Origin of the sequence: Pandoraea sp. ISTKB (assembly GCF_001721285.1) — a bacterium.
GTDB lineage: Bacteria > Pseudomonadota > Gammaproteobacteria > Burkholderiales > Burkholderiaceae > Pandoraea > Pandoraea capi.
Genome location: NZ_MAOS01000001.1, coordinates 350,950 through 376,110 on the forward strand (window position 1 = coordinate 350,950; position 25,161 = coordinate 376,110).

The 25,161-nt window shown below is 61.9% G+C and carries 25 protein-coding genes; 9 read left to right on the forward strand and 16 right to left on the reverse strand.

Translation table 11 applies throughout. The annotated features are described in order from the left end of the window. Window positions 1–24: 24 nt before the first annotated feature. The 4 genes from A9762_RS01565 to A9762_RS01580 all read right to left on the reverse strand — a co-directional run bounded on the left by A9762_RS01565 (window position 25) and on the right by A9762_RS01580 (window position 3,693). Window positions 25–726 (reverse strand): polysaccharide deacetylase family protein, encoded by a 702-nt coding sequence (locus A9762_RS01565; RefSeq protein ID WP_069340266.1) that lies wholly within the window; start codon window positions 724–726, stop codon window positions 25–27. Between the two features lie 10 nt (window positions 727–736). Beyond that, window positions 737–1,945 carry a glycosyltransferase gene (locus A9762_RS01570; RefSeq protein ID WP_069340267.1) on the reverse strand — a complete coding sequence of 403 codons (1,209 nt, stop codon included), beginning with the start codon at window positions 1,943–1,945 and terminating at the stop codon, window positions 737–739. A gap of 223 nt (window positions 1,946–2,168) precedes the next feature. Next, window positions 2,169–2,750 carry a fasciclin domain-containing protein gene (locus A9762_RS01575; protein ID WP_083253529.1) on the reverse strand — a complete coding sequence of 194 codons (582 nt, stop codon included), beginning with the start codon at window positions 2,748–2,750 and terminating at the stop codon, window positions 2,169–2,171. Between the two features lie 46 nt (window positions 2,751–2,796). Then, a complete protein-coding gene (locus A9762_RS01580; protein ID WP_069340268.1) occupies window positions 2,797–3,693 on the reverse strand; it encodes an alpha/beta hydrolase in 897 nt (298 codons plus the stop codon). Between the two features lie 386 nt (window positions 3,694–4,079). Between A9762_RS01580 and A9762_RS01585 the strand changes: the two genes are divergently transcribed. After that, on the forward strand, window positions 4,080–4,637 hold the full coding sequence (locus A9762_RS01585) for a lipocalin family protein (RefSeq protein ID WP_069340269.1): 558 nt from the start codon (window positions 4,080–4,082) through the stop codon (window positions 4,635–4,637). Between the two features lie 13 nt (window positions 4,638–4,650). Here the strand turns inward: A9762_RS01585 and A9762_RS01590 are convergent, their stop codons facing one another. Beyond that, a complete protein-coding gene (locus tag A9762_RS01590) occupies window positions 4,651–5,517 on the reverse strand; it encodes a LysR family transcriptional regulator (RefSeq protein WP_069340270.1) in 867 nt (288 codons plus the stop codon). A 108-nt stretch (window positions 5,518–5,625) separates the two neighbouring features. Between A9762_RS01590 and A9762_RS01595 the strand changes: the two genes are divergently transcribed. From A9762_RS01595 to A9762_RS01605, 3 genes are all read left to right on the forward strand, one after another. Beyond that, window positions 5,626–6,210: a DUF4865 family protein gene (locus tag A9762_RS01595; protein WP_069340271.1), complete on the forward strand. Its 585-nt coding sequence runs from the start codon at window positions 5,626–5,628 to the stop codon at window positions 6,208–6,210. A gap of 197 nt (window positions 6,211–6,407) precedes the next feature. Beyond that, window positions 6,408–7,157 carry a response regulator transcription factor gene (locus A9762_RS01600; protein ID WP_083253530.1) on the forward strand — a complete coding sequence of 250 codons (750 nt, stop codon included), beginning with the start codon at window positions 6,408–6,410 and terminating at the stop codon, window positions 7,155–7,157. Beyond that, window positions 7,135–8,586, forward strand: coding sequence for a HAMP domain-containing sensor histidine kinase (locus A9762_RS01605; RefSeq protein WP_069340272.1), 1,452 nt, complete (start codon window positions 7,135–7,137; stop codon window positions 8,584–8,586). Before A9762_RS01600 ends, A9762_RS01605 begins: the two co-directional genes overlap by 23 nt. Window positions 8,587–8,591: 5 nt before the next feature. Here the strand turns inward: A9762_RS01605 and A9762_RS01610 are convergent, their stop codons facing one another. After that, window positions 8,592–9,332 (reverse strand): phosphatase PAP2 family protein, encoded by a 741-nt coding sequence (locus A9762_RS01610; protein WP_069340273.1) that lies wholly within the window; start codon window positions 9,330–9,332, stop codon window positions 8,592–8,594. A 331-nt stretch (window positions 9,333–9,663) separates the two neighbouring features. Here A9762_RS01610 and A9762_RS01615 point away from each other — a divergent pair, with 331 nt between their 5' ends. From A9762_RS01615 to A9762_RS01635, 5 genes are all read left to right on the forward strand, one after another. After that, window positions 9,664–11,166 (forward strand): alkaline phosphatase family protein, encoded by a 1,503-nt coding sequence (locus A9762_RS01615; protein ID WP_139133018.1) that lies wholly within the window; start codon window positions 9,664–9,666, stop codon window positions 11,164–11,166. Between the two features lie 102 nt (window positions 11,167–11,268). Continuing rightward, window positions 11,269–13,557, forward strand: coding sequence for a TonB-dependent receptor (locus tag A9762_RS01620; protein ID WP_069340274.1), 2,289 nt, complete (start codon window positions 11,269–11,271; stop codon window positions 13,555–13,557). A gap of 67 nt (window positions 13,558–13,624) precedes the next feature. Further along, complete coding sequence (locus A9762_RS01625; protein ID WP_069340275.1) at window positions 13,625–14,296, forward strand: MotA/TolQ/ExbB proton channel family protein; 672 nt, start codon at window positions 13,625–13,627, stop codon at window positions 14,294–14,296. 9 nt (window positions 14,297–14,305) lie between these two features. After that, window positions 14,306–14,698: a biopolymer transporter ExbD gene (locus tag A9762_RS01630; RefSeq protein WP_069340276.1), complete on the forward strand. Its 393-nt coding sequence runs from the start codon at window positions 14,306–14,308 to the stop codon at window positions 14,696–14,698. Further along, window positions 14,695–15,426, forward strand: coding sequence for a TonB family protein (locus A9762_RS01635; protein WP_069340277.1), 732 nt, complete (start codon window positions 14,695–14,697; stop codon window positions 15,424–15,426). Before A9762_RS01630 ends, A9762_RS01635 begins: the two co-directional genes overlap by 4 nt. Before the next feature lie 89 nt (window positions 15,427–15,515). Here A9762_RS01635 and A9762_RS01640 read toward each other — a convergent pair whose 3' ends face one another. From A9762_RS01640 to A9762_RS01685, 10 genes are all read right to left on the reverse strand, one after another. After that, window positions 15,516–16,004, reverse strand: a complete 489-nt coding sequence (locus A9762_RS01640) for a DUF4440 domain-containing protein (RefSeq protein WP_083253532.1) — start codon at window positions 16,002–16,004, stop codon at window positions 15,516–15,518. Window positions 16,005–16,128: 124 nt separating this feature from the next. Then, window positions 16,129–16,446, reverse strand: coding sequence for a multidrug efflux SMR transporter (locus A9762_RS01645; RefSeq protein WP_069340279.1), 318 nt, complete (start codon window positions 16,444–16,446; stop codon window positions 16,129–16,131). A gap of 58 nt (window positions 16,447–16,504) precedes the next feature. After that, window positions 16,505–17,065, reverse strand: coding sequence for an ester cyclase (locus A9762_RS01650; protein WP_069340280.1), 561 nt, complete (start codon window positions 17,063–17,065; stop codon window positions 16,505–16,507). Between the two features lie 44 nt (window positions 17,066–17,109). Then, window positions 17,110–17,667: a flavodoxin family protein gene (locus A9762_RS01655; RefSeq protein ID WP_069340281.1), complete on the reverse strand. Its 558-nt coding sequence runs from the start codon at window positions 17,665–17,667 to the stop codon at window positions 17,110–17,112. A 20-nt stretch (window positions 17,668–17,687) separates the two neighbouring features. Beyond that, complete coding sequence (locus A9762_RS01660; protein ID WP_069340282.1) at window positions 17,688–18,797, reverse strand: alkene reductase; 1,110 nt, start codon at window positions 18,795–18,797, stop codon at window positions 17,688–17,690. A 139-nt stretch (window positions 18,798–18,936) separates the two neighbouring features. Next, the gene (locus A9762_RS01665; protein ID WP_069340283.1) at window positions 18,937–19,860 is read right to left on the reverse strand and encodes a LysR family transcriptional regulator; all 924 of its coding nucleotides are present in this window, start codon (window positions 19,858–19,860) and stop codon (window positions 18,937–18,939) included. A 91-nt stretch (window positions 19,861–19,951) separates the two neighbouring features. After that, window positions 19,952–21,199 carry an LVIVD repeat-containing protein gene (locus A9762_RS01670; RefSeq protein ID WP_206093538.1) on the reverse strand — a complete coding sequence of 416 codons (1,248 nt, stop codon included), beginning with the start codon at window positions 21,197–21,199 and terminating at the stop codon, window positions 19,952–19,954. Between the two features lie 83 nt (window positions 21,200–21,282). Next, window positions 21,283–22,389, reverse strand: a complete 1,107-nt coding sequence (locus A9762_RS01675; protein ID WP_069340285.1) for a substrate-binding domain-containing protein — start codon at window positions 22,387–22,389, stop codon at window positions 21,283–21,285. Window positions 22,390–22,430: 41 nt separating this feature from the next. Further along, window positions 22,431–23,552, reverse strand: coding sequence for an ABC transporter permease (locus A9762_RS01680; RefSeq protein WP_069340286.1), 1,122 nt, complete (start codon window positions 23,550–23,552; stop codon window positions 22,431–22,433). Between the two features lie 17 nt (window positions 23,553–23,569). Next, window positions 23,570–25,105, reverse strand: a complete 1,536-nt coding sequence (locus A9762_RS01685) for a sugar ABC transporter ATP-binding protein (protein ID WP_069340287.1) — start codon at window positions 25,103–25,105, stop codon at window positions 23,570–23,572. Window positions 25,106–25,161: the final 56 nt, after the last annotated feature.

Below are 25,161 nucleotides of genomic sequence, written 5' to 3' on the forward strand. Positions count from 1 at the left end.
CGGGCATGGTGAAACGGTGATCGCCTAGCGCATCAGGCATTTGAACAAGAGGCGCAAGGCCCCCACGTCTGGCGCGATGGCCACGCGCGGCAGCAGGAAGGGATCGTCGTGAGGCGCGACACGGCCACGTCGCGTGGTGGTGGCGTGCAGATACCCCGCGCGCTCGACGATGTCGCGCACATCACGGGTGACATTCCCGTAGGGATAGCAGAATGCCTCGATGTTGGTCCCGCACGTCGTCTCGAGCCGGTGTTTGGCGCCGGTGATTTCATCGACGGCATCCGCCTGCGGGATATCCGGCAGCGACACGTGGTTGAGCGTGTGTGCACCGACCTCGTGCCCGTGACGCATCCACGTCAGCAGTTGGTCCCGGCACATCAGCGGCTCGGGTGCCGGACCGGCGTGCGCGTCCCAGTCGTTCCACCCGCCCAGGCGCGCCGCCACGAAATAGCAGGTTGCAGTGAAGCCCAACGAATCCAGTACCGGCATGGCGTTATCGAAGACGCTCACGAAGCCGTCGTCGAACGTGATGGCGAACACGCGCGCGCGCCCCTGCGCACGCCGGTGAGCCTGAAACTCCCGCATGCTCAGACCGTGATAGCCGAGGCGCCTGAGCCATGACATCTGTGAAGCAAAGGTATCGGGATCGACGCACAGGCCGCGAAGCGGATCGGCGCGCGACGGCACCGCGCGAATCTGGTGGTACATCAGGATCGGAAGCGCCATGCGAACGGTCTCAGGCGGCTTGCTTTTCGGTGCGCTGTTTGCGTCGCTGCGGGCTTGCGATGCTGCGACGATGCGCTTCCATAGATGCCTTCAGTGCCGTCGGTGCCATGCGCGACGACACCGCATCGACATACACCGCGTGCGTGGCTGCGACGAAATCGTCGAAGTCGAATTCCGCCGCCCCTTTTTGCCGCGCCATGTGTCCCATATGCCGCGTGCGTTCGGGTTTGTCCGCGATATGCATAAGGACGTTGGCAATCGCGTGTGGATCGCGTGGCGGCACGATCCAGCCGTCCACCCACGGCGTGACGTTTTCCGGCAGGCCACCGACGTTGGTCACGAGACTCGCGCAACCGGCCGCCATGGCTTCGCGACATGCGTAGGAGAGGCTCTCGTGATACGAGAGAACGAACGCCACATCGGTCGCGGCGAGCAGGTGATGCACGTGATTGATGGACCCCGTGAAGAGAATCTGCGCATCGAGTCCGCATTGCTCGACCATCGCGCGTTGTTCGATGCTCGGATCGGTGCCGGCGAGCCAGACACGAAAGCGCCGACGGGTCGCTTCCGGCAGCAAGGTCAGTGCCGTCACGAGATCGGCCCAGCCTTTCGCTTCACCGGTGCCGGCTGCGCTGCCGAGCACGATGCTGTCGTCGTCCTTCGCACCGAGCAGTGCGGCACGGCGGCGCAGGCGTTCATCCTCGCTGAGCGGCTCCGTGCGCGGCGCGCGCACCCCGTGTTTGACGACGACGATGTTCGGATAGGACGAATCGCGTTCGAGCATCGACTGAACGTACTCGCTCACCGCGATCGTGCGGGACGTACCAAACCGGGCGCGAAGCCGGTTGCCGAGCGAGTTGGCGGGAAACGTGTTGTGCTTGGTAAAGACGATCTCGGGCCGGGTGACCAGCCCCGCGACGGCGAGCATGACCTGACGATGATCGGGAGAGCCGTTGACATGCACGACGTCGAACTGGTTGTCGCGGATCAGGCGGCGCAGGCGCAACGTCTCACGCCAGAAGCTGTGCCAGCGCGGCTTGAAATCAATGCTGACGGCGGTGATGCCGGGGAGTCGTGCGACCTGCTCACCGAGCCAGCTACCGGGGGGCGTAGCGACGGTGATCCGATGATCGCGCCGCATCGCCAGCGCGAGTTCCCGTACGTAAGTGTCTTGCCCGCCGCCGCAGCCGACGTGAAAGTTGGTGTAAAGAATCTTCATTCGTGTCGATCCGGGTAGGGCCCGAAGGTGTCTGCACGAATGGTAGGGAGACCCGCCCCGACAGGGTGTCGAGTCTCGATGAGATTTGTTTTGTTTTGTCGCCGGACGACGGCGAATGTGTCGGCGCAGAGCATACGGGGACATCGTCAATTAACGTCCCCGTACTTTCGGGACAGGCGAACGCAAGAAACGCGGAACGCCAACCATGGTGCGACTTGAGGTCTTACGGTAGCAAGACCTTGTCCACGACGTGAATCACCCCGTTTGACTGCATGACGTTGCTGATCGAAATGTGGGCCACGCCGCCTTTGTCGTCCGTCACGCTAAGGTGCCCGCCGTCCTTCTTCACGGTAAGCGAATCGCCTTCCACTGTCTTCAGCGACGCCATGCCGTGACCGTCATCGACGGCTTTCATCAGGTCCTGAGCCGACAATCTTCCCGGTACGACGTGGTATGTAAGTACCTTGACCAACGCGGGCTTGTTCTCGGGTTTCAACAACGTGTCGACGGTCCCTGCCGGTAACGCTGCGAACGCTTCATTCGTCGGCGCAAAGACGGTGAAAGGCCCGGGGCCGGACAGCGTATCGACTAATCCGCCGGCTTTCACGGCGGCGACCAGTGTCGTGTGGTCTTTGGAATTCACCGCGTTCTCAACGATGTTCTTCGAGGGGTACATGGGCGCTCCACCGACCATGACCGTCTTCTCGTTGTCCATCGGCGCGGCATTCGCATGGATCGCCCCGCCGAGCGCACAGCACGTTGCCACAAGCACCGGCAGAAATCCGGTGGCATAACGAGTCTCCATTTCATCACCTGTTTGATGGCGCTTCGCAAAGCGGAAGCCTTCTCTATTACGAGCGACACCGGTCCGCGGATGCGTGCCCTGCGGAAGAATTGACATAAGCGACGATGTCGTCCAGCACAGGCGCGACGCTTCTGAGCGGAGCGCTCACCGCGCCGATCATCATCGCGTGGCCGACCGGGTAGTGGTGCTCCTGCACTTCACTGCCGTACATCCGTAAGCGTTGCGCGAAGCGCTCGGTATTGCCGGGGTCGACAACGGTATCGGTGTCGCCGACACCGAGAAACATCGGGGGCTCTTCGCCCGTCACGAAATGAATGGGCTGGCTCGCCAGTCGCACCGACACTGGAAATATGCGCCCCAGCACGGCGCTGTGCAGCGGTAGAAAATCGTACGGGCCCGCGAGCCCGATCACCCCGGCGATATCGCACTGACGCAATCCATTGGCACGCAAGTACGTGGCATCGGTCGCAAGCAAAGCCACGATTTGTGCGCCAGCCGAATGCCCCATGAGAAACAGGCGCTCGGGATCGGCGCCATATTCGCGAGCGTGACCCCGTGCCCAACGGACCGCCAGCGCGGCATCGTCGACGAAAGTCGGAAACGTGACCTCCGGATAAGTACGATAGTCGGGCACGATCACCATGAATCCACGCGACGCCAACGCTTCGCCGACGAATCGATAATCCGCGCGGTCACCGTTCTGCCAACTTCCCCCGTAAAAGAACACCACCACCGGTATGGCACTGGTGGGCACCGCGCCCTGCGGCAATGGCAGATAGACATCGAGCCGCTGTCGTTCCGACGCGCCGTAGGCAACCGCCCCGATAGCACGGTACGTCTCACGCGGCGTGAGTGCGTCGACGAGACCGAGAGGGCTGCAAGCGCTGAGCGATAGCCCCGCCAGCAAGACCATCAGCAGACGACCGAACAAAGCGTTCACCATCATCGCTCCTTGTGACGGTTGGCGATCCAGACGTGACATGCGGTGGGAAATGCGACAGGCAGGGCGAAACAGAAGCCGTTTGCTCCCTGCACACGACTGAATACGGGCGCGGCGGACAAACGGATGCAAACGGATGCACGTCGGCTCCCGGAAAACACACATTTCTCCGATTTCGTGCATCCGCACAGGTGCGGCATCCGTATCCACCACAGTGAGACGGGGTACCCACGACCTCATGGAGAATTCATATGCCGCGTGCCGCCTTTATGAACCTCAGCGACTTCAGGGATTTCAGAGACTCCGCTCGGCTGAGATACGCCCCGGATCGTGGCGGGCGCCTTTGGCGACGCACGCTAACGTGCGTCGTTCGCCTTGTCGGTGCGGCGATGGCGGGCGTGATGCTGGCGGCATGCTCCGGATCCCCGCCGAATCCCAACCCTCGTGCAGAGGTTCCGCTTCGTCCGGTGCCGGTGGACTTACCGAAATACATGGGGCGCTGGTACGTGATCGCCAACATCCCCTATTTCGCCGAACGCGATTTCGTCGGCAGCCGTGCCGAGTGGGTGTTGCGCGACGACGGCAAGATCGACGATCACTTCTATGGCCGCAAGAACGGCTTCGACCAGCCCGAGCGTCATTACCAGTTCGTCGACAGCGTCGTGCCCGGCAGTGGCGGCGGGCACTGGCGAGTCCGGCTCTTCTGGCCGATCTACGTCTCCCAACTCACGCTCTACGTCGACCCCGACTATCGCTACACGCTGCTCGGCTACCCGGACAAGTCGCTCGGCTGGATCTTTTCCCGTGAACCGGTGATGGACGACGTCACCTATCGCGCCCTGCTCGCCCGTTTCGACGCGATGGGCTACGACAGCTCCCGCTTCCGACGCGTGCCGCAGATGCCGGAGCAAATCGGGCAGGCGGGATTTGCGTCGCCAGGGCATTGAGGTCGTTGTGCTTTCATGTCTGGCGTTTGGGTTGTGTCGTCGACCGCAGGGCCACCGTCAGCGCATGCAGCGCCCCTTTGACCTGTGGATCTCTCAGACTCGTGTACAGCACGACATCTCTCGACGGTAGCGCCGGAAGGCCCAGACGGGACGAAAGGTCCACCGTTCCTCGCGGAGCCACCCGACGCCCCAACGCCGCGACGCCCAGCCCGGCCGAAGCGGCCGCCCCCACGGTATTGACGCCTCCACCCACAAACGCCTCCGTCCAGGCGACACCTGCCGCGTCCAGCGCATTGACGGCCATCGCACGCACACTGCAAGGCGCCGGCTGTGTCGCGATACGCAAAGGCTCGTTGGCGCGACGCTCGAAATCCGGCGCCCCCATCCACCCGAAGGTCTCCCGCAAGATGACTTTGCCGTCCTGACGCCGGCTGTCATGACGAAGCACGATCACAACGTCTATCGTGCCGGCATCGAAGGCCTCCAGCAGTTCGCGGGAGGCGGCGATACGGACGTCGAGCGTCAGGCCCGGCTCGGCGTCGCCGATGTGCCTCAGGAGTTGCGGCAAGTCGGCGCCCACAATGTGATGGCTGATGCCCACCAACAATTGCCTCTGCCGGGGGACGAACGCCGCCATAGCGCCCTGATGCGCCGCAACGAGCGCTCGGGCGCCGCTCAGAAAAGCGCTCCCGTCCGCAGACAACCGGACACGCCTTGGCGTGCGTTCCAGCAACTTGCGCCCCAAGCCGTCTTCCAGTCGCTTGATCTTCAGGCTGACGGCCGATTGCGTGGTATCGAGCACTTCGGCAGCCCGCGTAAAGCTTTGCAGGTCGGCGGTCAGCACAAAGGCCTGTACGGCTTCGATGTCCAGTGTCTTCATGCGTCGATTCATTTCAAATTGCAATGACTGAAATATAGATCATTCTATTTTTCAATGAATTATCTTTCGTTACGGTAAGCACTTGATCTCTTTTTCCGGGGTTTCCACATGCTTACCGCTCACTATCTGCATCGCTTGCCCGCCGACTACGATCTGAACGCCATCCGCACCCGCGGCAAAGCGCGTGGCGCCTTGTGGGATGCTGCGCCCGAGTTGTATTTCAAGGGGTTCCTGCTCCGCGAAGCGGGCAAGCACGGCGCGATCGAGAACAGTTATTCCTCGCTCTACCTGTGGCGCTCGGATCAGGCGTTTGCCGATTTCCTGCTGGCCGATCGCTATCGCAACGTCACCAACAGTTTCGGACGGGCGCAGATCGAGACGCGTCTTGTACTCGACGCGCACCGTGGTCGCGCGCAGCAGGCGCAGTTTGTTTTCGAGGAGACGACCGATATCGCGCGCGACGCGGATCTGGGGCAAGTGTTTGCCGCCGAAGTGGCGCAAAACAAGGCGGCGGTGACTCGCCCCGGCATCGTGGCTGCCGTGGTGTCACTGGATACGCTGAACTGGCGTGTCTCGCGATATTTGCTGGCCGAACATGCGCAGGCGAGGCCTAGCGACGTCGCCATCGCGTACGAGGTCGTGCATCTGTCCCAGCCATTGCTGCACACCCTTCCCGAGGGACAGTCGACATGACCCCGCTACGCTTCGCCTTAGCGCACCTGCTTGCCTTGTTGCTTGTCTCGGCGACCGTGTGTGCGCTGGCGCTCGGACTCGCAGTGCTCGTTCATCGATGACCGGGGTTGGGGCGAGCAGGCAAACGCATCTCGTCACATGACAGTCACACTGTCCGCCTAGAGTCATCAACCACCTTTCCAAATCGAATATCGCTTATGGGCGAGACCTCCCTCAGTTCCGTCGACGCCAGCGACGCGGGCGCCTTCAGGCCTTCGCTGCCGGCACGCCGTGTACTCGTCGTAGAAGACGACGCCAAAGTCGCTCATGAACTGGTGGCGGCACTCGGCGATCACGGCCTCACGGTCGAGCTCGCCCGTGCCGGCGGCGACGGGTTACAACGCATGCTGCACGGGCAGTACGACTGCGTCGTCCTCGACCGCTTGCTTCCCGAAGTGGATGGGATGTCGATCCTGACCACCGCCCGTAACGTCGGCATCAAGACGCCTGTCCTGATCCTTTCGGCGCTGGGTGCGACCGACGAACGCGTGCGGGGTCTGCGAAATGGCGCGGACGACTACCTTACCAAGCCCTTCAGCTTCGACGAACTGACCGCGCGTATCGATGTGCTGCTTCGCCGGCACAGCGATACCGACCTCGGCACCCGACTGCAAGTCGGCGATCTCGTGCTGGAACGGGACAGCGGGGCCGTGACGCGCGCCGGGACACCCGTGGCACTCAAGCCGCGAGAAATGCGCCTGCTCGAATACCTGATGCGAAACGCCAATCAGGTCGTCACACGCACCCTGCTGTTCGAATCGGTTTGGAAATATCAGCACGACGTACAGACCAATGTCATCGACGTTCATATTGCGCGCTTGCGTAAGAAGATATCGCTCGACGGCGCTTGCTCCGCCATGATCGACACCGTTCGCGGGACCGGCTATGTCATCCACGCCGACGACTGAACGCAGCTTTCTGCGCAGTCTGTTGAGCGCAGGCCCGATCTTCTCGATCTTTATCGTTTCGGTCGTCTCATTGTTCGTCGTGATCTATTGGCTCACGATGAGCTACCTCACCGATCTCGTCGATGCCCGTCTGCAACGCGAGAGCACCCAACTCATGCGGCGCAGCGCTGCCGACGCCCGTGCCAACATCACCGAGCGCAGTCGACGGGAAGCCGCCAACATGCGTCCTTACGGTTTGTTCACCCAGCAAGGACAACGACTGGCGGGCAACATCGAAGCGTTGCCGAAGGGCCTGCCCGACTGGCGTGCCTATCGCTATAGCCAAACCGTCTCGGACAAAGAGGGCGGTGTCTGGAATCGCCCTTACCGCGCGATGATCGCGACAATGCCCGACGGCAATCGCGTGGTCGTAGGACAAGCCGTCGACGATATCGACCGGTTCGACCACATGCTACTGCGCGTTGCCACCGGCGGATTGCTCGCCACGATCCTGCTCGGTTCAATCTGCGGCTATGCGTTGCACCGCGCGTCGAACCAGCGCGTGCGGCAGTTGCGGGAGTCGTGTCAGGACATCGTCTCCAGCCACTTCACACGACGATTGCCGACACGCGGACGGCACGATGACATCGATCTTCTGGTGGGCTTCGTCAACACGATGCTCGACGATATCGAGCGCCTCGTCGCGGAACTGCGTGGCGTCTGCGCGTGGATCGCCCACGATTTGCGCACACCGATGACCCGCTTGCGCGCGGGGCTGGAACGCGCCCGCAGAGGCACGCCATCCGCGACGGAATATGACATGGCCGTCGAGCGCGCACTGGAGCAGACCGATCACGTGCTCGACCGATTTTCCGCACTGCTGCGGATTGCCGAGATCGATGCACACGCACGTCGCGAAAACTTCCGTCAGGTCGATCTCGCCCGCATCGCCGAGGATGTCGTGGATCTTTATGAGCCGCTTGCCGAAGAGCGCGTTGTGGCGTTGTCGGTCGAAATGCAACGCAGCGCCCCCATTCTCGGCGACGGCGACCTGATCTTCGGTGCAATCCAGAATCTTCTCGACAACGCGCTGAAATTCACACCGGCAGGGGGCATGGTGCACTTGCGCGTCATGTCGACGCCACAACACGCCATTGTGGAAGTGCGCGACACCGGCCCGGGGATTGCCGACACCGAGCGCGAAGCCGTGCTGCGCCCGTTCTATCGCGGCTCGGGTGTGAGCGGCATGCCCACACCGGGTCACGGACTCGGGCTGAGTGTGGTCGCCGCGACGGCTCGGATTCACAACGCCACGATGCGGATCGACGACGCGGTCCCCGGTTGCCGGGTCGCGCTGCGCTTTGCAGCCGCAGCGTCTGTGCCGGATACCCCGGACGCCACTACCGAAATACCCCGCGACGCACGGCTGCCGGACGTCAAAAACGCCTGACCGACTTACTCTTGCTCTGGCAGACCCAGTACGTGGCGCGTCTCGCGTCTTGCACGAGCGAGATCGTCCCGAAATGCCGGATTGGCGAGCATCGCCGCGGCGATCACCGTGCCACTGACTTTCCCCGCTTCGACATCGCTGACGTAATGCACCCCACCCAGCGCCCGTCCTTGTGCATAGGCCTGTGCGCGCGCAAAGATTTCCCCACGCTTTTCCGGGACGATCGTCGCCAGAATCACGCCCGTCAGATACGCGAAAGTTGCGTGCCCGCTGGGATAACCCGGCGAAGTGCCCTCAGTCACGATGCCGGGATGCACCTCGGCACTGACGTTGTACGGGCGCGGACGCTTCCAATAGTCTTTCGCCGCTTTGAGAGGCCCCGCCCCTTCCTTCGCCAGCCGTTTAAAGAACGCCTCGGTGAACGGCAGGCGTTCCGCTCGGAATCCCGGGCCGACGGCGTCGGCAAAGCGGAACACGCTCTTGTGCGTATCGCCGTCGGCAAGCGCCAGTTGCTCCGGGGTACGCGAGCGTTGCAGGGCAAGCACCTGACGCAGATCGTCGACGGCGGCGATGCTGCCAGGCGTCGGCGGCGGCGCGACCAGTAACGTCAGATCGGGGGCATTGCCGCAAAGATAGTCGGCACAGGGCGCACGCGCCACGTCCGCCGCCTGTGCAAAGTGCAGCACGCTAAAAAGAAGTGCGGCAGCCGCAAAGGGACGTGCGAAACGCTGGGAAACGGAAAACATCGAGTTCTTCCTTGGAGGATCGGGTTATCGGGAGATTCAGGCCATCGAGACTACGAGCGGCCCGTGACCTGCCAACGGCGCAAACCTGTCCGTCCGGACAGGTTGAATCCTCAACGGACCGGCAACCGCGCACGGTGCAAATCGCCCTGCCCCACGCCGCACCCGCCTCATGCCCCACGCATCGTCGAACTTGAATGGAGACGGACGGCATTCTGTTCATGTTGGCAAGTTTTGCTTCATCTGTGCATCACGGGTGACCCATAAAGTTCGCCTCGCTGACCACCGGCGAGCGAGCCGGGCTACTTAACCGAGCGCTACGCGCCGAGGATGCATGACTGCCATGAAGCTGATGACTTATCGCACTGTCCCGATTTTCGCACTGGCTTGCGCCGCGCTCGCCCCGGCCGCCGCTTACGCGGACCAACCGGCGCGTCTCGTGCCCGCGCAACGTGTCCTGCTCCTCAGCATCGACGGCATGCACGAACAGGATCTCTCCCGCTATGTCGCCTCGCATCCGAGCTCCGCACTCGCCTCGCTTGCCGGACATGGTGTGATGTATCGCAATGCGCTCACCCCGGTGCCGTCGGACTCGTTCCCCGGCATGATCGCACTGATCAGCGGCGCCAGCCCGAGAACCTCGGGCGTGTACTACGACGACAGCTTCGACCGAGGCCTCTTCCCCGCCGGGGCAACGTGCGCGCAAGGGCATACGCCGGGTGCAGAGGTCGTTTTCGACGATTCCATCGATCGCGATCCGAAACGCATCGACGGTGGCGGTGCCATCGATCCCGCCCGTCTCCCGCGCGACCCCGCCCGCCACTGCGAGCCGGTCTACCCGCACAACTACATGCGTGTGAACACCGTCTTCGAAGTGGTGCGTGCCGCAGGCGGGCGCACGGCATGGGCCGACAAGCATCTCGCCTATGACTTCGTACACGGCCCGAGCGGGCAAGGTGTCGATGACCTTTACACGCCGGAGATCGCTGCCGTGGGCGAGAAACTTGCGGCATTTCCGGATTACGACAACCTGAAGGTCGACGCTTTGCTCAAGCAGATCGACGGCCGCGACAGTAGCGGTCATGCCGCGCCGGGGGTGCCGAGTCTGTTCGGCATGAACTTTCAGCAATTGAGCGTGGCGCAGAAATCGGGCGACGGCTATCGCGACGCGAATGCCACGCCGGGTAAGGCCATCGGCGCGGCGCTCGACCAGATCGACCGGTCGGTGCAACGCCTGCTCGACGCATTGACCGCGCGCCATCTCGACGCATCGACACTTGTCGTGATCGCCGCCAAGCACGGTCAATCGCCCATTGCGCCGAATCGACTGCAACGCATCGACGGCAAGCGTGTCCTCGAAGTGGTTGCGCAAGCCGCGCCGGATGCCCTCGCCAAAGCCACGCTCGACGACATCGGGCTGCTGTGGCTCAAGCAACCGAGTGCGACCCGTGCCGTCGTGCGGGCACTGCGTGCCAACGCTGAGGCATTGGGCATCGAACACGTCTATGCAGGCAACGACATGCCGCAGGGCTGGGGTCGCGTGGGCCGTGACAGCCGAGTGCCCGACATCGCCATCGAAACAAAGTACGGCGTCATTTACACCCACGGGACCAAGGTCGCCGAACACGGTGGATTCCATGACGACGACCGCCATGTCGCGCTGCTGATCTCGCGTCCCGACATTGCAGCACAGGAAATCGACGCCCCCGTCTCTACGCGTCAGGTCGCGCCGACATTGTTGCGTGCATTGGCACTCAAACCGACCGCGCTCGACGCCGTTCGCCGCGAAGGCACGACGGCACTGCCGGGGCTCGTCTTCCGCGAGAGCGCTCGCTGACCGGCAACCGCGCCACCGAACCGAATTCACGACGATCACGACTCATCAGGGCCGCCAGCCATACCAGGCCGGCACAACTTCCAAAGAGAACGCACCCAAGCCATGAAACTTCAGACGATGCGCTCACCGCGCACCCCGACGCCGCATTTGGCACTCACGGCCATCGCGCTGGCCGCACTGGCGAGCACGGCGCAGGCACAAACCACCGACATCGGAGACGTCTCCGCGTCCGATGTCGGTGCGCCCGTCAACGTCTCCGCCGGGCGATCCGGTAAAGCGCCAACGGCCGCCGCCGCGAAAGCGCTCACACAAGCACCGCTCGAAGCCACATCGCCGCAAACCCAGATCAGCAGCGACTACATCGCCAATCAGGTCAACCCGCAGGCGGACTACGGCACCATTTTGCGCATCGCACCGAGCTACAGCAGTTCGTCGCCGAACGGCCTCGGTCTGTCGGAAGCGAAGAACCAGACACTGCGTGGATTTCCGGACGGTCAGTTCAATGTCACCTACGACGGCATTCCGTTCGGCGACACCAACGACTTCTCGCACCACACCACGTCGTACTTTCCGGCGGCGACCATCGGCGGCGTGACCATCGACCGCAGCCCCGGCAACGCCACCACGCTCGGCTATGCGACCTTCGGCGGCTCAGTGAACCTGTTCTCGCCGACGCTCAGTCCCACTCGCAAGATCGAATACTCGCAGACCATCGGCTCGCACGCCACGTGGCAGGAAAACCTCGGCATCACCACGGGCATCATGCCCGGACTGCTCGACTCCAATATCTTCCTGAACGTCCAGCGTACGGACTCAAACGGTGCACTGAGCAATAGCGGACTGGGCAACACGAACATTTTCCTCAAAGGCGTGACGCCGATCGGCAGCAGCACGCTCGTGACCTGGGTCTACGCCTACGACAAGATCCACTTCAACAACCCGGGCGGTGCGACGCTGAATCAAGTCGCGCAAAACGGCTACAACTACGGTCTGAACGCAGACCCGAAAAGCCCCAATTACTGGGGTTACAACTATCAGGACAAGAACACCGAGTTCGCGTACCTCGACGTCAAACACGACTTCGACGGCGGATGGAGCCTGAATAACAAGCTCTACACGTATTACTACTACAACCTGAGTCATGAACTGAACGGCGACAACACGTCGTCGCCCCTGTCGGCCCTGAGCGCCGCCAAGCCCTTCTCGGCGGGTCAATCAGGCACTGACATCGCCGGCGCGCTCAAGCTCAACGAGTACCGGACTTACGGCGACACGCTGAGCGCAACCCATTCCGACGCCAACGGCACCTTCACCGGCGGCTTCTGGCTGGAGCACACGCGTAATCCGCGTAACCGCTTCGCTTACGACGCCACTACCGGCCAGTCGGTCAAAGAGAACGCCACCTACGGCAGCACCTACTACGACATGGTCGATGAGGTGAATACCGCGCAGGCATTCTCGCAATATGCATGGAAGGCCACCGATGCGTTGACGGTCACGCCGGGCATTCGCTATCAGCACTTCGAGCGATCGCTGTCGGCAGCCGTCTTGCAGAACAACTTACCGGGGACGTCGGCCAACAAGTCATGGAACAGCGTTCTGCCGAGTCTGGACGTCAACTACCGGTTCACGTCGCTTTGGTCCGGCTATGCGCAAGTGTCGCGTGGTGCGCTCGGGCCGAACCTGAACACGTTGTACTCGGCAAATCCCGCCGGCAACAACACCGTCAATCCTCAGACGTCGATGGCTTACCAGATCGGCACGGTGTTCAAGGCTGACCGCTTCACGTTCAACGCCGACGCCTACCTGATCGAGTTCAGCAACTACATCACAAAGAACGGCTCGGGTGCCAATGCCACCTATTTCAATGCGGGTGGTGTTCGCTATACCGGCGTGGAAGCCGAAGGCAACGTCCTGCTCGGCAGCGGCTTCTCGTTCTACGCGAACGGCTCGATCAACAACGCGACTTACACGCAGGACGGGACCGGCTCGCAGACGTGGAAGTCCGGTCAGCGGATCTCGTTCGTACCGCAGTACACCGCCGCCATCGCCCTCAATTTCGATCAGGGACCGTGGCATGCCGGCATCAACACCAAGTTCGTCGGCTCGATGTATCAGGGCAGCAACGGGGCTGCGGACGGCTCAATCTACAAAGTCGGCCCTTACAGCGTCACGAGCATGATGATCGCGCGCGACTTCACCAACCTCAGTTCGGTACTCAAGAAGGTGCGCGTGTCGTTCGGCGTCGACAACCTGTTCGACACGCATCGCATCACCGACAACCTCGGTCCGGCCGCAACCGACACCAGCAAGGGCACGGACGCGAACCAGTTCCTCTACTACTTCGTGCCGGGTCGCAGCTTCTACGTCAACCTGCGCGCCGAGATCTGATCGGTCGCCCAATCTCAGGCTGCGCGACCTCGCGGCTTGAGGATCTCTCCCTGGAAGGAACCCCTGCATGAATCTGACACAACTCAACCAAATCGCCATGTCGTCGGGCGGGACGCTTTATCTCATGATCCTGCTCGCGTTCGTCGGCATTACCCTGATCGTGGACCGAGGGTTGCAACTGCGCCGCACCTTCCGTGGTGGCGAGCGCGTCGTCGCCACCGTCGGCGCGTTGCCGGTCATTGACGCCCACGATATCGACGAACTACGTGCCAGTGCTGCGGGATTGCCCCATCGCCGGTTGCTCGACGCCTATGCGCACAACCTCAAGCGCGTGCACACGACGGACATGGCGTCCGCCATCGATGAAGCGATCTATCTGGAAGTGCCGCGTATCGATCGTGGTCTGTGGGTGCTCGACACGGTCATCACCGTCGCACCGCTGCTCGGACTGTTCGGCACGATCATCGGCATGTTTCACTCTTTCGACGTGCTCGGCACAGCGGGCGGCGATCCCACACAAGTCACTTCAGGTGTTGCCGAAGCGCTGATCGCCACAGCGTGCGGTCTGGCCATCGCCATGAGTCATCTGTGGTTTTTCAACGGAATGCAGGACACGGTTCGTCAGACGGTTCACCAGTTGGACACGTTGAAGCGCCTGCTGCTTAACAGACACAGCACCGCGCAACAGGCGATAGAGCCCACCGGCGTGGTGCTGCGTCACGAACGTGCGTCGGCGTGAGAGCCTGCAATGCGATATTTCGAAACAAAAAAGGCCCGAATCGAAGTCGTGCCGATGATCGACATCATGTTCTTCCTGCTGGTGTTCTTCATCATGATCACGCTGAAGATGATGCCGTCGATGGGCATGTCCGCCAAGCTGCCGGGTAGCGCGACGGCGCAGGATCTTCCCCATCCGAAGATGCTCGTGGCGTTGCACCCCGACGGCAGCATCGAAGTCGATCAGCATCCGATGTCGCTCGAAGCGCTGAGCGCCACGCTGCGGGCGCATGACCCGGCACATACGGTAGTCACCATTGCCAGCGACAGGACTGCCAATGTGCAGCAACTCACACAGTTGATGGACGCATGCCGTTCGGCGGGCGTGACGCAAATCGGCATCGCGGCGAAAGAGGCCCCATGACCATGCTTTCGATGAGTGAAGTGACCGCTGGACGCACGCGAATGCGCGTCTCCGAGCCGTGGCCTTGGAAGGCGATGACGGTCGCATTGGCGCTTGAAGCCATCTTGCTGGGCTTGACGACCGCATGGCTTGCAACCAGCACGTCGACGCGCGAGCCAACTCCCGACACCGCACCGATAATGCTGACGATGCCGGCACCTGAGCCTGCGGTCGATCCGACACCGAAGCCTGTCGAACCACCCAAGCCGCCCGTCACGCCACTTAGACGCGAAACGACGCGCAAACCGGAGCCGTCGCACGTCGCAAAACCTGCACAGCCGACGCAGGAACCGACGAAAACGGAAACGCTGCCCATCAAAACGGTCGCCGGCTCCGATTTGCCCGCCGCCCCCGTGCCTGCCCCAACGCCAGCACCCACGCCCCCTTCGAACAGCTCGGCCGCAGGTCCGGACGAGCGCTTCATCGCAAAGCTACGCGCAGCGGTGCAAGCCGCCGTCGTTTATCCCATGTCACTGCGAGGGATGGGCTTGTCGGCGAGTATCGACGTCGAGTTTGTCTACGCCGACGGTGTGGTGTCGAATGTGCGTGTCTCCAGGCCGGGGCGTATCGCGACACTCGATCAGGCTGCAGTAGCCGCAGTACAACGCGCCACAATGCCGTCTCCTCCCGCGACGCTGGCGGGTTCGCCCCACGCGTTCAAAGTGCGTGTCATCTTCAGCGACGCATGATCTCAAGTTGACCACCCATCCCCCCGGCTCGCATCATTGACCCGGTTGCTGCCATCGTCCAGTCCGTCAAAGACGCTGGTCTGTCTACGTCAGCGCGTCGGCACCGACGCATGGTCCATCACATATTGCCAGTGACCGTTCGTCCAGATTGCAACGTCGGAAAAGCGCCCGTCGACGCGAATCGGTTCGCCTCCGGCAAGTGGTGTGAGCGTCATCACGAATTGGCCCCACGAGTTCAGGAGTTCTCCTTGACGAACCCATCCGGCGTCGCGGATTTCGACCGTCGGACGATACTTTTCGTACAGTGCTCTGTACCCGCGCATGATCTCGTCGACGCCGCGTGTCACAGAGCTGTCCGCGCTGTAGAGCACTGTCGACGGACTGTGCATCTGAGCGATGGCTTTGGTGTCACCCGCTTCGAGAGCGGACTTCCACGCCTGCACGGCAGCACTCGGACCACTGTGGACGACAAGGCCTGCCGCCGTCGTCTCCTGAGAAAACACAGCCGGAGCGGCCAGCAAGGTGCTGGCGGCAACGATAGCCATCGGCCATCCGCGCAGGGAACGAGTTACGTTCATAGACAATCGACTCCTTTTACGCTCTTTCGAGCAAATGAAAACGATGAGTAGCGGCCGCGCGCCGGTGAGCACCCTGACCCACGAGACGGCGAGATGTGCGATGCCATATCGCGTTCGCTGTCCATCAGTGCGCGAGCTTGAGCGTGATGACACCCGACACGATCAACAAGACACCGAGGCTACGCGCCACGGTCAACGCGTCGCCGTAGAAAAGCAGACCGACGAGGAAGGTGCCTGCGCCGCCGATTCCCGTCCACACGGCGTACGCGGTGCCCAGCGGAATATCGCGTTGGGCAAGCCACAACAGCACGCCGCTACCGCAAAGAAAAGCGAGTGCGATGCCAATCCCCGTCCATCGGTTCGCAGGATCCTGCGCCATCTTTAGCCCGACCGGCCACCCGATTTCCAGCAGCCCGGCAAAGCACAAATACAACCACCCCATGCTGCGCCACCTTTGCTCAGGGCGAGTCCCGGGTTTGGGGCCGGGAGCACGCGATTCGTCACTTGGCGACGATGCCTGCCTTTTGCAGGAACGTCAGGTTGTCTTCGAGGTGCCAGTCTTCTGCGACACGTCCGTCTTCAATGCGGTAGATGTCCATCGCAATGAAATCGATCGGCTGCCCCTGTCCTTGCTTGTCGCCGAGCTTGCCGGTGAAGTGTCCGGTAAAGCGGAGAAATGCGGAGACGCGGTCGCCAGCCACGATCATCTGCACGACTTCGGCGCGCAGGTCGGGAACGGCTTCGCGAAACGCCTTGGAGGCTTTCAGAACACCTTCAACGCCTTGCGGGCGGCCCGGCGGCAACGTGTTGTCAAAGAATGTCGGCGAGAGCGCCGCGTGAGCGTACGATTCGTCGCCCGTATTCCAGAACGTGTCGAAGCGGCGTGCCGCGAGGATTTGCGCGTCGAGTTGGGCCTTGGGCAACGACTTGTCGGCAACAATCAGCTTGGGCTCGACGAGTTGGGTGTCTGCCGCAAAGACGGGAACAGCACTGGCAGCAAAAATCAGCCCGGCGAGGATACGGAGGCCGCTGCGCAGCGGTCGTTGACGGATGGTGTTCATGAGCGTGCTCTCGATTCAATAAGTATGACGATGTGGAATTCGGTTCAGCGTTGCGACAGTCGTGAGGCGATGTCGCGCACACGTTCGCCATAGCGGCGTGCCGTTTCGATGTCGCCGTCTGCGATGGCATCGGCCCCTGCGTCCGACGGGGCGCGAGCGAGCAAGCCGACGGAGCCACCCTGATAGTTGATGTCGTTTGCCGTTGCCTTGGTGTCGTTCGACGGGGCCAGGCCCAGACTGACCCAGATGCCGCCGTGTTGCGACGCCAACGTTTGCATGCCGATCAGCGTGACTTGCTTATCGCCGTTGACCGTTGCGCTGATGGTGAAGCCGCCAAAAACCTTGTCTTGCCAGTCACGTGTGAACCACGCTTTGGAAGACGCATCGGCGAACTTCTTGAACTGCCACGGTGCGGAGCCCATGTAAGTCGGTGCGCCGAAGATGATGGCGTCGGCATCGCGCAACGTTGCCCACGCGGATTCAGGGACGTTGCCTTCGCTGTCGATGGCAATGAGATCGGCCTTGGCCGAGTCGGCCACGACCTCCGCAATACGTCGCGCATGGCCGTAGCCGGAGAAATACACAACAGCAGTCTTCAACATTTCGATGACTCTCACAGGGTTTAGAGGGTGCCGCCTTGCCATGCCGGGTAGTCGCTGTAGCCTTGCGTGCCGCCGCCGAACAGCGCGTCGCTGTCGAAGCTGGCGAGTGCATGTCCCTCGGCAAGGCGCGCGGGCAGATCCGGGTTGGCAATGAACTTTCGTCCGAACGCGACGTAGTCCGCATAGCCTTGACCCAGCACGCGATTTGCCCGCTCAATGTCGTAGTTGCCTGCAACAACGATGGGCTGAGGAAAGCGAGCGCGCAGCGCTTCGCGAAAGCTGTCCGTGACTTGCGGGGCATCATCCCAGTCCGCTTCGGAAAGATGCAGATAGGCGATCCCGCACGCGGCAAGATACGAGGCAGCATCGAGAATCGTCGGGAGGATGTCCGGACAATCCATGCCGCGCGCAGTGATGAACGGGGCCAGTCGGATCGCCGTGCGCGATGCCCCGATTTCGTCGGTGATTGCGCTCACCACTTCACGAAGGAAGCTCAGACGATTCTCGCGCGAGCCGCCATATGCATCCGTGCGAAGATTCGACGTCGTGCGTAGAAACTGGTCGATGAGATAGCCATTGCCACCGTGAATTTCGACGCCGTCAAAACCGGCTTCGATCGCGTTGCGCGCGCCTTGACGGAAGTCCTCTACGATCTGCCGGATATCGAGGACCGAGAGCGCACGAGGCGTCGGACATTCCACCATTTCCCCCAACCCGGTGGCCGGATTGACCTTCCATATCCTGGCGTCGAACGGAACCGCCGAAGGCGCGACAGGCAACTGGCCGTCGTGAAAATCAGGGTGTGACATTCGGCCCACATGCCAGAGCTGGAGGAAGATGCGTCCGCCCCGAGCGTGAACTGCGTCGGTGACCAGGCGCCAGCCGTTGATCTGGTCAATGCTGTGGATGCCTGGCGTGAACGAATAGCCCTTGCCCTGCGGCGAAATTTGCGTCGCTTCCGTTACGATCAGTGCTGCACTGGCGCGTTGCGCGTAGTAGACGGCGTTGTGTTCGTTCGGGACATCGCCCGGCTGGGTGCTGCGCGCACGCGTCATCGGCGCCATCACGATTCGATGAGGCGTCACGTGTCCGGCGAGGATGCCGGGAGTAAAAAGATCGACGGAGTTCATACCGGAAGCGTCCTATTCTCGTAAGCAGATGCCTTGCATCGGAACATGCGAGACACAGGAGAATTCTGTTGGCTTCCGGGTGTTCTGAGAATTGGGCTGGACGTGAAATGACTTTCAACGTCCACCGTAAGCCGGGCGCTTACCTGAAGTAGGGGGCCAGGTGTGGTGCGATTTCGGCGAAGCGAGTCTCGAGAAAGTCGAGCAGTGCGCGTACGCGTGGCGACGTGAACTGTCGGCGGGCAAACAGGGCATGGACCGGTGCGTCAGGGCAGCGCCACTCGGGCAACACGATCTTCAGGCGCTTGGCGCGCAAATCGTCGGCCGCGTCCCACACACTTTTGAGTACCAGTCCGTGCCCCTCGATGGCCCACTCGCGGGCGAGTCCTCCGTCGTTCGTAATTCGCGCCCGTTCGGTCGGCACCACAAACGTGTATGTCGCGTCGCCACGAGAGAAATTCCATTGGTTACCGACGCCCGACGTCGACGTCATCACAATGCAATCGGCGTCGCGCAGATCGGAGGGATGACGGGGATTCCCTCGAGACTTGAGATAGGCGGGTGACGCGCACAGGATTCGCCGGTTTTCCGCCAGAGGTTTTGCGATCAGGCCGCTGTCTACAGGAATGCCGAAGCGAATTGCCACGTCGATATCGTCCTGCAGGAGGTTGGATAGCGAGTCGCAAAGAATCAAGGACAGCGAGATTTGTGGATGTCTTTCGTTGAACTCGTCGAGCCAATGCCGTAGCGTGATTCGTCCGAAGTCAGCGGTCGCCGATACGCGCAACTTTCCCGAGATGGAACCTTGCCCCAGCTGTACGGCGGTACGCGCGTCGTCCAGAATCTGAAGGGCTTGCTGACATTGGGCGAGGTACAACTGCCCTTCGTCGGTCAACTTCAGATTGCGAGTTGAACGTTCGAGCAATTGTGCTCGAAGTGCCGTTTCCAGCTTCACCAGGCGAGCGCTCGCGGCCGCTGGGGAAAGACCGAGTTTTCGGCCTGCCGCCGAAAGACTACCAAGCTGCGCGGCTTCGACGAACAGCCGGATGTCGCCCAGATTGTCCATGGCCCCTCCCCGCTTTGGATGCGTTGTCCCGATGGCGAAAACTTAGCATAACCGGCACGCCGCCCCGTCGGGACGGCGTGCGGTCTGACGCTCATCGTAAACCGTCGAATTCCAGAATGTAGAGCCCGCCGTTGTAGTCGGTACTGTAGATCAAGCCGTTGGCGTCGACGAAGACGTCGCAGGACTGGATAACGTTGGCGCGGTTTGGGCGGTGATCCATGAGACGGTCGGGTTGCGGCGGTACATACGCGCCGACTTCCTGAGGACGGTAAGGGTCACGCGTGTCAAACACTCGCACGCCCGCGTTTTGATAAGTCGCGAAAATCAGCGTCTCGCTGACAAAACTGCCCGGTCGATTCTCGTGAAGGTTGTGAGGGCCGAAGTGGCCCGGCTTGCGCACGTAGTCGATTTCATCAGGCTGAGGAAACGTAGAAATGCTGACCGGATTTGCAGGGTCGCGAACGTCGAACATCCAGATGAACTTCTCACCGTCTTCCTGATGGTCGAGGACCGCTTCGTCGAGCACCACGAGCAGATCTCGCCCCGGGAGCGGCAGACAGTTGTGCGTGCCACCACCGAACGGCGGCGACCAGTTTCGGTGGGTGACGAGCTTCGGTGCCGTTCGGTCGGCTACGTCGAGCACGACGAGTCCGGCATCGCGCCACGCGCAATAAGCGAGGTCGCCATGGACGATCGGATGATGCAAGCCGTTGCGGCGCGATGCGGGCCAGGACGGCGACTCTGCGCGTGCAAGGTTCATACCCGGCAGCCAGAAGCGTCCGGCTTCGCGCGGCCGCGTCGGGTCCGACATGTCGATGGTGATGAATATGTAGTCGGAGAAGCCGTCGATGAGCGCTGACGCATATGCCCACCGCCCGCCGACGTACCAGACCCGATGAATGCCACCGCCGTCGATCGGCATGAAACCGATTTGACGCGGTGTGTTGCCTTTCGATATGTCGTACACGGCGAGGCCCGATGTCCAGTTGCGCTCGCGGCCTGCCGCTTCGGCCGTGCCGACCTTGCTGCCTAGCGCGCCCTGGTAATACTCACGCTCGTCCTGAAATTCAGATGCCGCGAACATGTCTTTCGCATTGATGACGAGCAACAGGTCGTCGTGCGTCTGCAAATGAATGTTCCAGGTATTGGCCGGTGCAGGCACGTAGGCCACTGTGTTCGGTTTGGATGGGTCGCGCACATCGACGACACTGAATCCCTTCGAGAACATGTGGCCAATGTAGGCGTACCCGTTGTGAACCATTAGTTGCACGCCGTCGGCGCGGCCGCCCTGATCGCTGTGGCCGACAAGGCGCATATGGCTGGCAAAGTCGGCTTTCATTTCGGTTGCACTTGTCATGGTGGTGGAAGGCTGAGGCTTGGAGAAGGATGCCGGTCGAGCGTGACGCTTGACCGGCGAGGCACTTACTTGCCGCTCCAGATCCGACGGTAGACGTCGCGATACTGGTTGTTCGGGTCGTACTTGTTTTCCTTCCCGCCGTCGTTAGCGACGTTACTGCCGGTGACGAGGTGGACGGGCGCAGTAAAGTTGGTGGCAGGTGCCCCGGCAAAGGCGCGATTCAACTCGTCGACGGCTTGCCATCCTTGCTGCGCAACGGGTTCGGCGACTGTTCCGGCCTGATAGCTGCCGGTGCGAATGCGCTGAAACGCCGACTCACTGCCGTTACCTGCCGACACACCGAGTAGCGGACCATCGCCTTTGTAGCCAGCTTGTTGAAGCGTGGGCGACATGAAGTCGAAGGGCAGGTCGTTGATGGTGAGCGCCCAGTTCCACTTCGCGCCGTGCCGTTGCAGTAACGATGCCGAGAGTTGGGGGATGCGCGTCGCGGTGTCCGACAGCGGCGTGTCAACCACTTGTAGGAGCTTGCAGCCGGTGCACTGCTTGACGAGAGCGGCCATTGCGTCCGACTTCGCGGTCGCGATCTCGTACGTCGAATCCGTGAATATGACGACACCCGCCTTGCCGTCGGACTTTGCGATCACATACATGACCGCTGCCTTCGCGACTTCCACGGGGTCAGTTGCCAGATTGGTGAAAATGCCGTATTGCGTGGCCGGGCCTGGCTTTGCGAGGGAGTGCCAACCCACGATTTTGATACCCCTTGCGGTGGCTTGCGCGATCACAGCGGCCTGCTCCTTGGCGTCGATGCTTCCCAGCACGATGCCGTCCGGGTTCAGCGCAATGGCCTGATTCATGGCCGTGGAGCGCCCCGAGATCGACCCTTGACCGTCGATCAGGCGGAAGGTCCATCCGATGGCACCGGCCGCTTGCTGCACCGCTTCTCCGATGCCGCGAGGGCCGCTGTCGCGCTGGTCGGCGGACACGTACACGATACGCTTGCCGCGTTGCGCCGCAGGGCCTGTCGTCGGCCCTGTCCAAGGTTGGTTGGACTGTGTCACCTGCAAGGTGAAGGCTTTCGCCTGATCGAGAAAGGTGTCGGCGGCGTGGCTTGTCGACGTGGTGGCGAAGGCCATCGCCGCCCACGTCAGATAGGGCAGTACGCGTTTCATGCTTGTCTCCGTGAAGATGTGTTGTCGACGACGTAGCGTCGTCAGGACGTGATCGCAGACGAACGGGAGGTATCGTCTGTCGAAGCCGCACTCTTCGGTGCGCTATTCGGTTGCTGTGACTGATGTCGGGGGGGAACGGCGGGCCGATTCGGATTGCGGCGGCGTCGTTGCGTGTAGCCGGCGATGCCGATGGCGGCGAGCAGCGTGGCGCCATTGAACAGCGGCTCTACGTAGAATTCGCCGCCCAGTTGTTGAATCCCTGCGATGCCTACCGCGAGGATAGAGATGCCGAAGAGGGTGCCCCAGACATTCACGCGGCCGGGTTTGATCGTCGTCGATCCGAGGAACGCGCCGACTAACGCAGGCAGCAGATAGTCGAGACCGACGCTGGCCTGACCTATGCGCAGCTTCGCTGCGAGCACCACGCCAGCGAATGCCGTCAGCAGACCTGAGGTGACGAACGCGAGCACAACGTAGCGTCGTGTGGGAATGCCGTTCAGCGCGGCGGCACGCGGATTGGCACCGATCGCATACAGATAGCGACCGACGGGCAGATAATCTGCCGCAAGCCACATCACGACCGCGATGCAAAGCACGTAAGCGGCAACGATGGGTAAGCCGAACAGTGACGTGGAAAAGATGGCTGTGAACGCGTCGGGCAATACGCCGACGATCTGCCGTCCACCGGTGTGCCACATGGCAAGCGCGTAGAGCACTGTGCCGGTGCCGAGCGTGGCGATGAACGAATCGATCTGCGCGACTTCAACGAGCAGGCCGTTGAGCAGCCCCAGCAGCGCGCCCAGCGCGAGCACGATAAGCACCGAGACCCACCAGTCGAGCCCGTACATCGTTTGGAGGCTGATGGCGAGAATGTGCCACAGCACGATACCGTAGCCGACCGTCAGATCGATGCGTCCGGTGGCCATCGGGATCATGGCGGCGAGTGCGAGCAACGCGATGATTGATTTGTCGCCGATGATCGAGCGCAGGTTGAGTAGTGTGGGGAACGTGTCCGGCAAGACGATCGAGAAGATGACGATCAACAGCAGCGTGAGGATCGGCAGGCCGAAAACGGGGAGCCGTTTGGCGACGCGGGCGAGCGGGGGAAGTGAATCGAGTTCGCCGCGAGTCGGCTCCAGCGCGTTGGATTTGAGTGATTGCATGATGGGATATCCGGTATTCAGGAAGCGAGTTCGGCTTCGGCGGGCGTGTCGTCGAGTGATGCGCATTGCAGCAGTTCCGACACACCGAGGCGCGCCTGCGAGATTTCTCGTGTGACCACACCATTGCGAAAGACAAGTGCGCGGTGACAGATCTGGGCGGTCTCCTCGAAGTCCGACGAGATCAGGATGATCGCCATGCCAGTACGGACCGCCTCACCCAACAACGTGTAGATCTCAGCCTTGGCACCAATGTCTACACCGGCCGTCGGGTCTTCCAGGATCAGAACGTGCGCGCCGACGCGTAGCCACCGGGCGATCACGACCTTCTGCTGGTTGCCACCGGAAAGCGTCTCGATAAGGGCTTCCGGATCGTTGGGTTTGAGCGCCACACGCGCTCCGAGCGACAAGCTTTCTGTCGCCTCGCTTGCTGTCCCGCGCAACGAGTAGAAGGCGCGTCCCGTGGCTTGCGGATTAAGAAAGAGGTTTTCCCTGATGCTCAGTCCGGGGCCGATGGATTCCCCGTAGCGATCGCCCGCAACCAGACATAGCCCGTTGGACATCGCGTTGCCTGGCGTTGTGAGATCGACCTGTTTCCCATTGAGGCTAACGGTGCCGGCGAGGATCGGTTCGGCGCCGAACAGCGCCTTTCCGACAGTATCGTGTCCCGCGCCACGAAGGCCGACGAGGCCAAGAATTTCGCCGCGACGCACGTCGAAGTCGAGCGGGCCGGCCTCTCGAGTGAATAGGTTGCGCACTGACAGGACGGTCGGCGCGGCGTTGATGGCAGGCGGGCGAACGAAGACGCTGGACGGCTCGCGCCCTACGATGTCGCGAACGAGTTCATCCGGCTGCGTGGACTTCGTGGGTTTGTCCGTGACGCGGGACCCGTCACGTAAAACGACGATCCGGTCCGACAGTGCGAAGACTTCGTCGAGACGGTGTGACACGTAGATCATCGCCACACCACGTTTGCGCAATCCTCGCAACACCTCGTGTAAGCGAAGAACCTCGCTCTCGGGAAGACTTGCGGTGGGTTCATCGAGCACAAGGATGTCGGCATGGCTGGACAGGCCCCGCGCGATCGCGACGAGCGATTTCTCTGCGCGCGACAACGTTGATACGCGTTGCTCTGGGTCGATGTGCCCGCCAACAAGCGCCAGCGCATCGCGAGCGCCGTGCCTCACGCTGCGCCACGAAATCAACCCGCCGCACCGACGATACTTTGTGGCAAGCGCAATGTTCTCCGCTACGGTCATCCAATCGATCAAGCCCAAGTCCTGGTGGACGAATGCGATTCTCCGATGCAGCGTCTTCGCATCCACGGGCTCGCCATCGAACAGTAACTTGCCGCTGGTGGGCTGGTGCACGCCAGCGAGGATCTTGATCAAGGTGGATTTCCCGGCACCGTTCTCACCGAGTAATGCCACGATCTCGCCGGAGAACACGTCGAAGGTGACGTCGCGTAGCGCGGGCACGCCGTTGAATGTCTTGCCGATGCCTTGTACGGAAAGCACCGGCTTACGCGCAGGGGCTTCCGATTCGTCAGGTGTCATGTCTCTCTCCATAAAACTCGGGCCCCGATCATTGGCCGAATTTAGTATTTGACAAG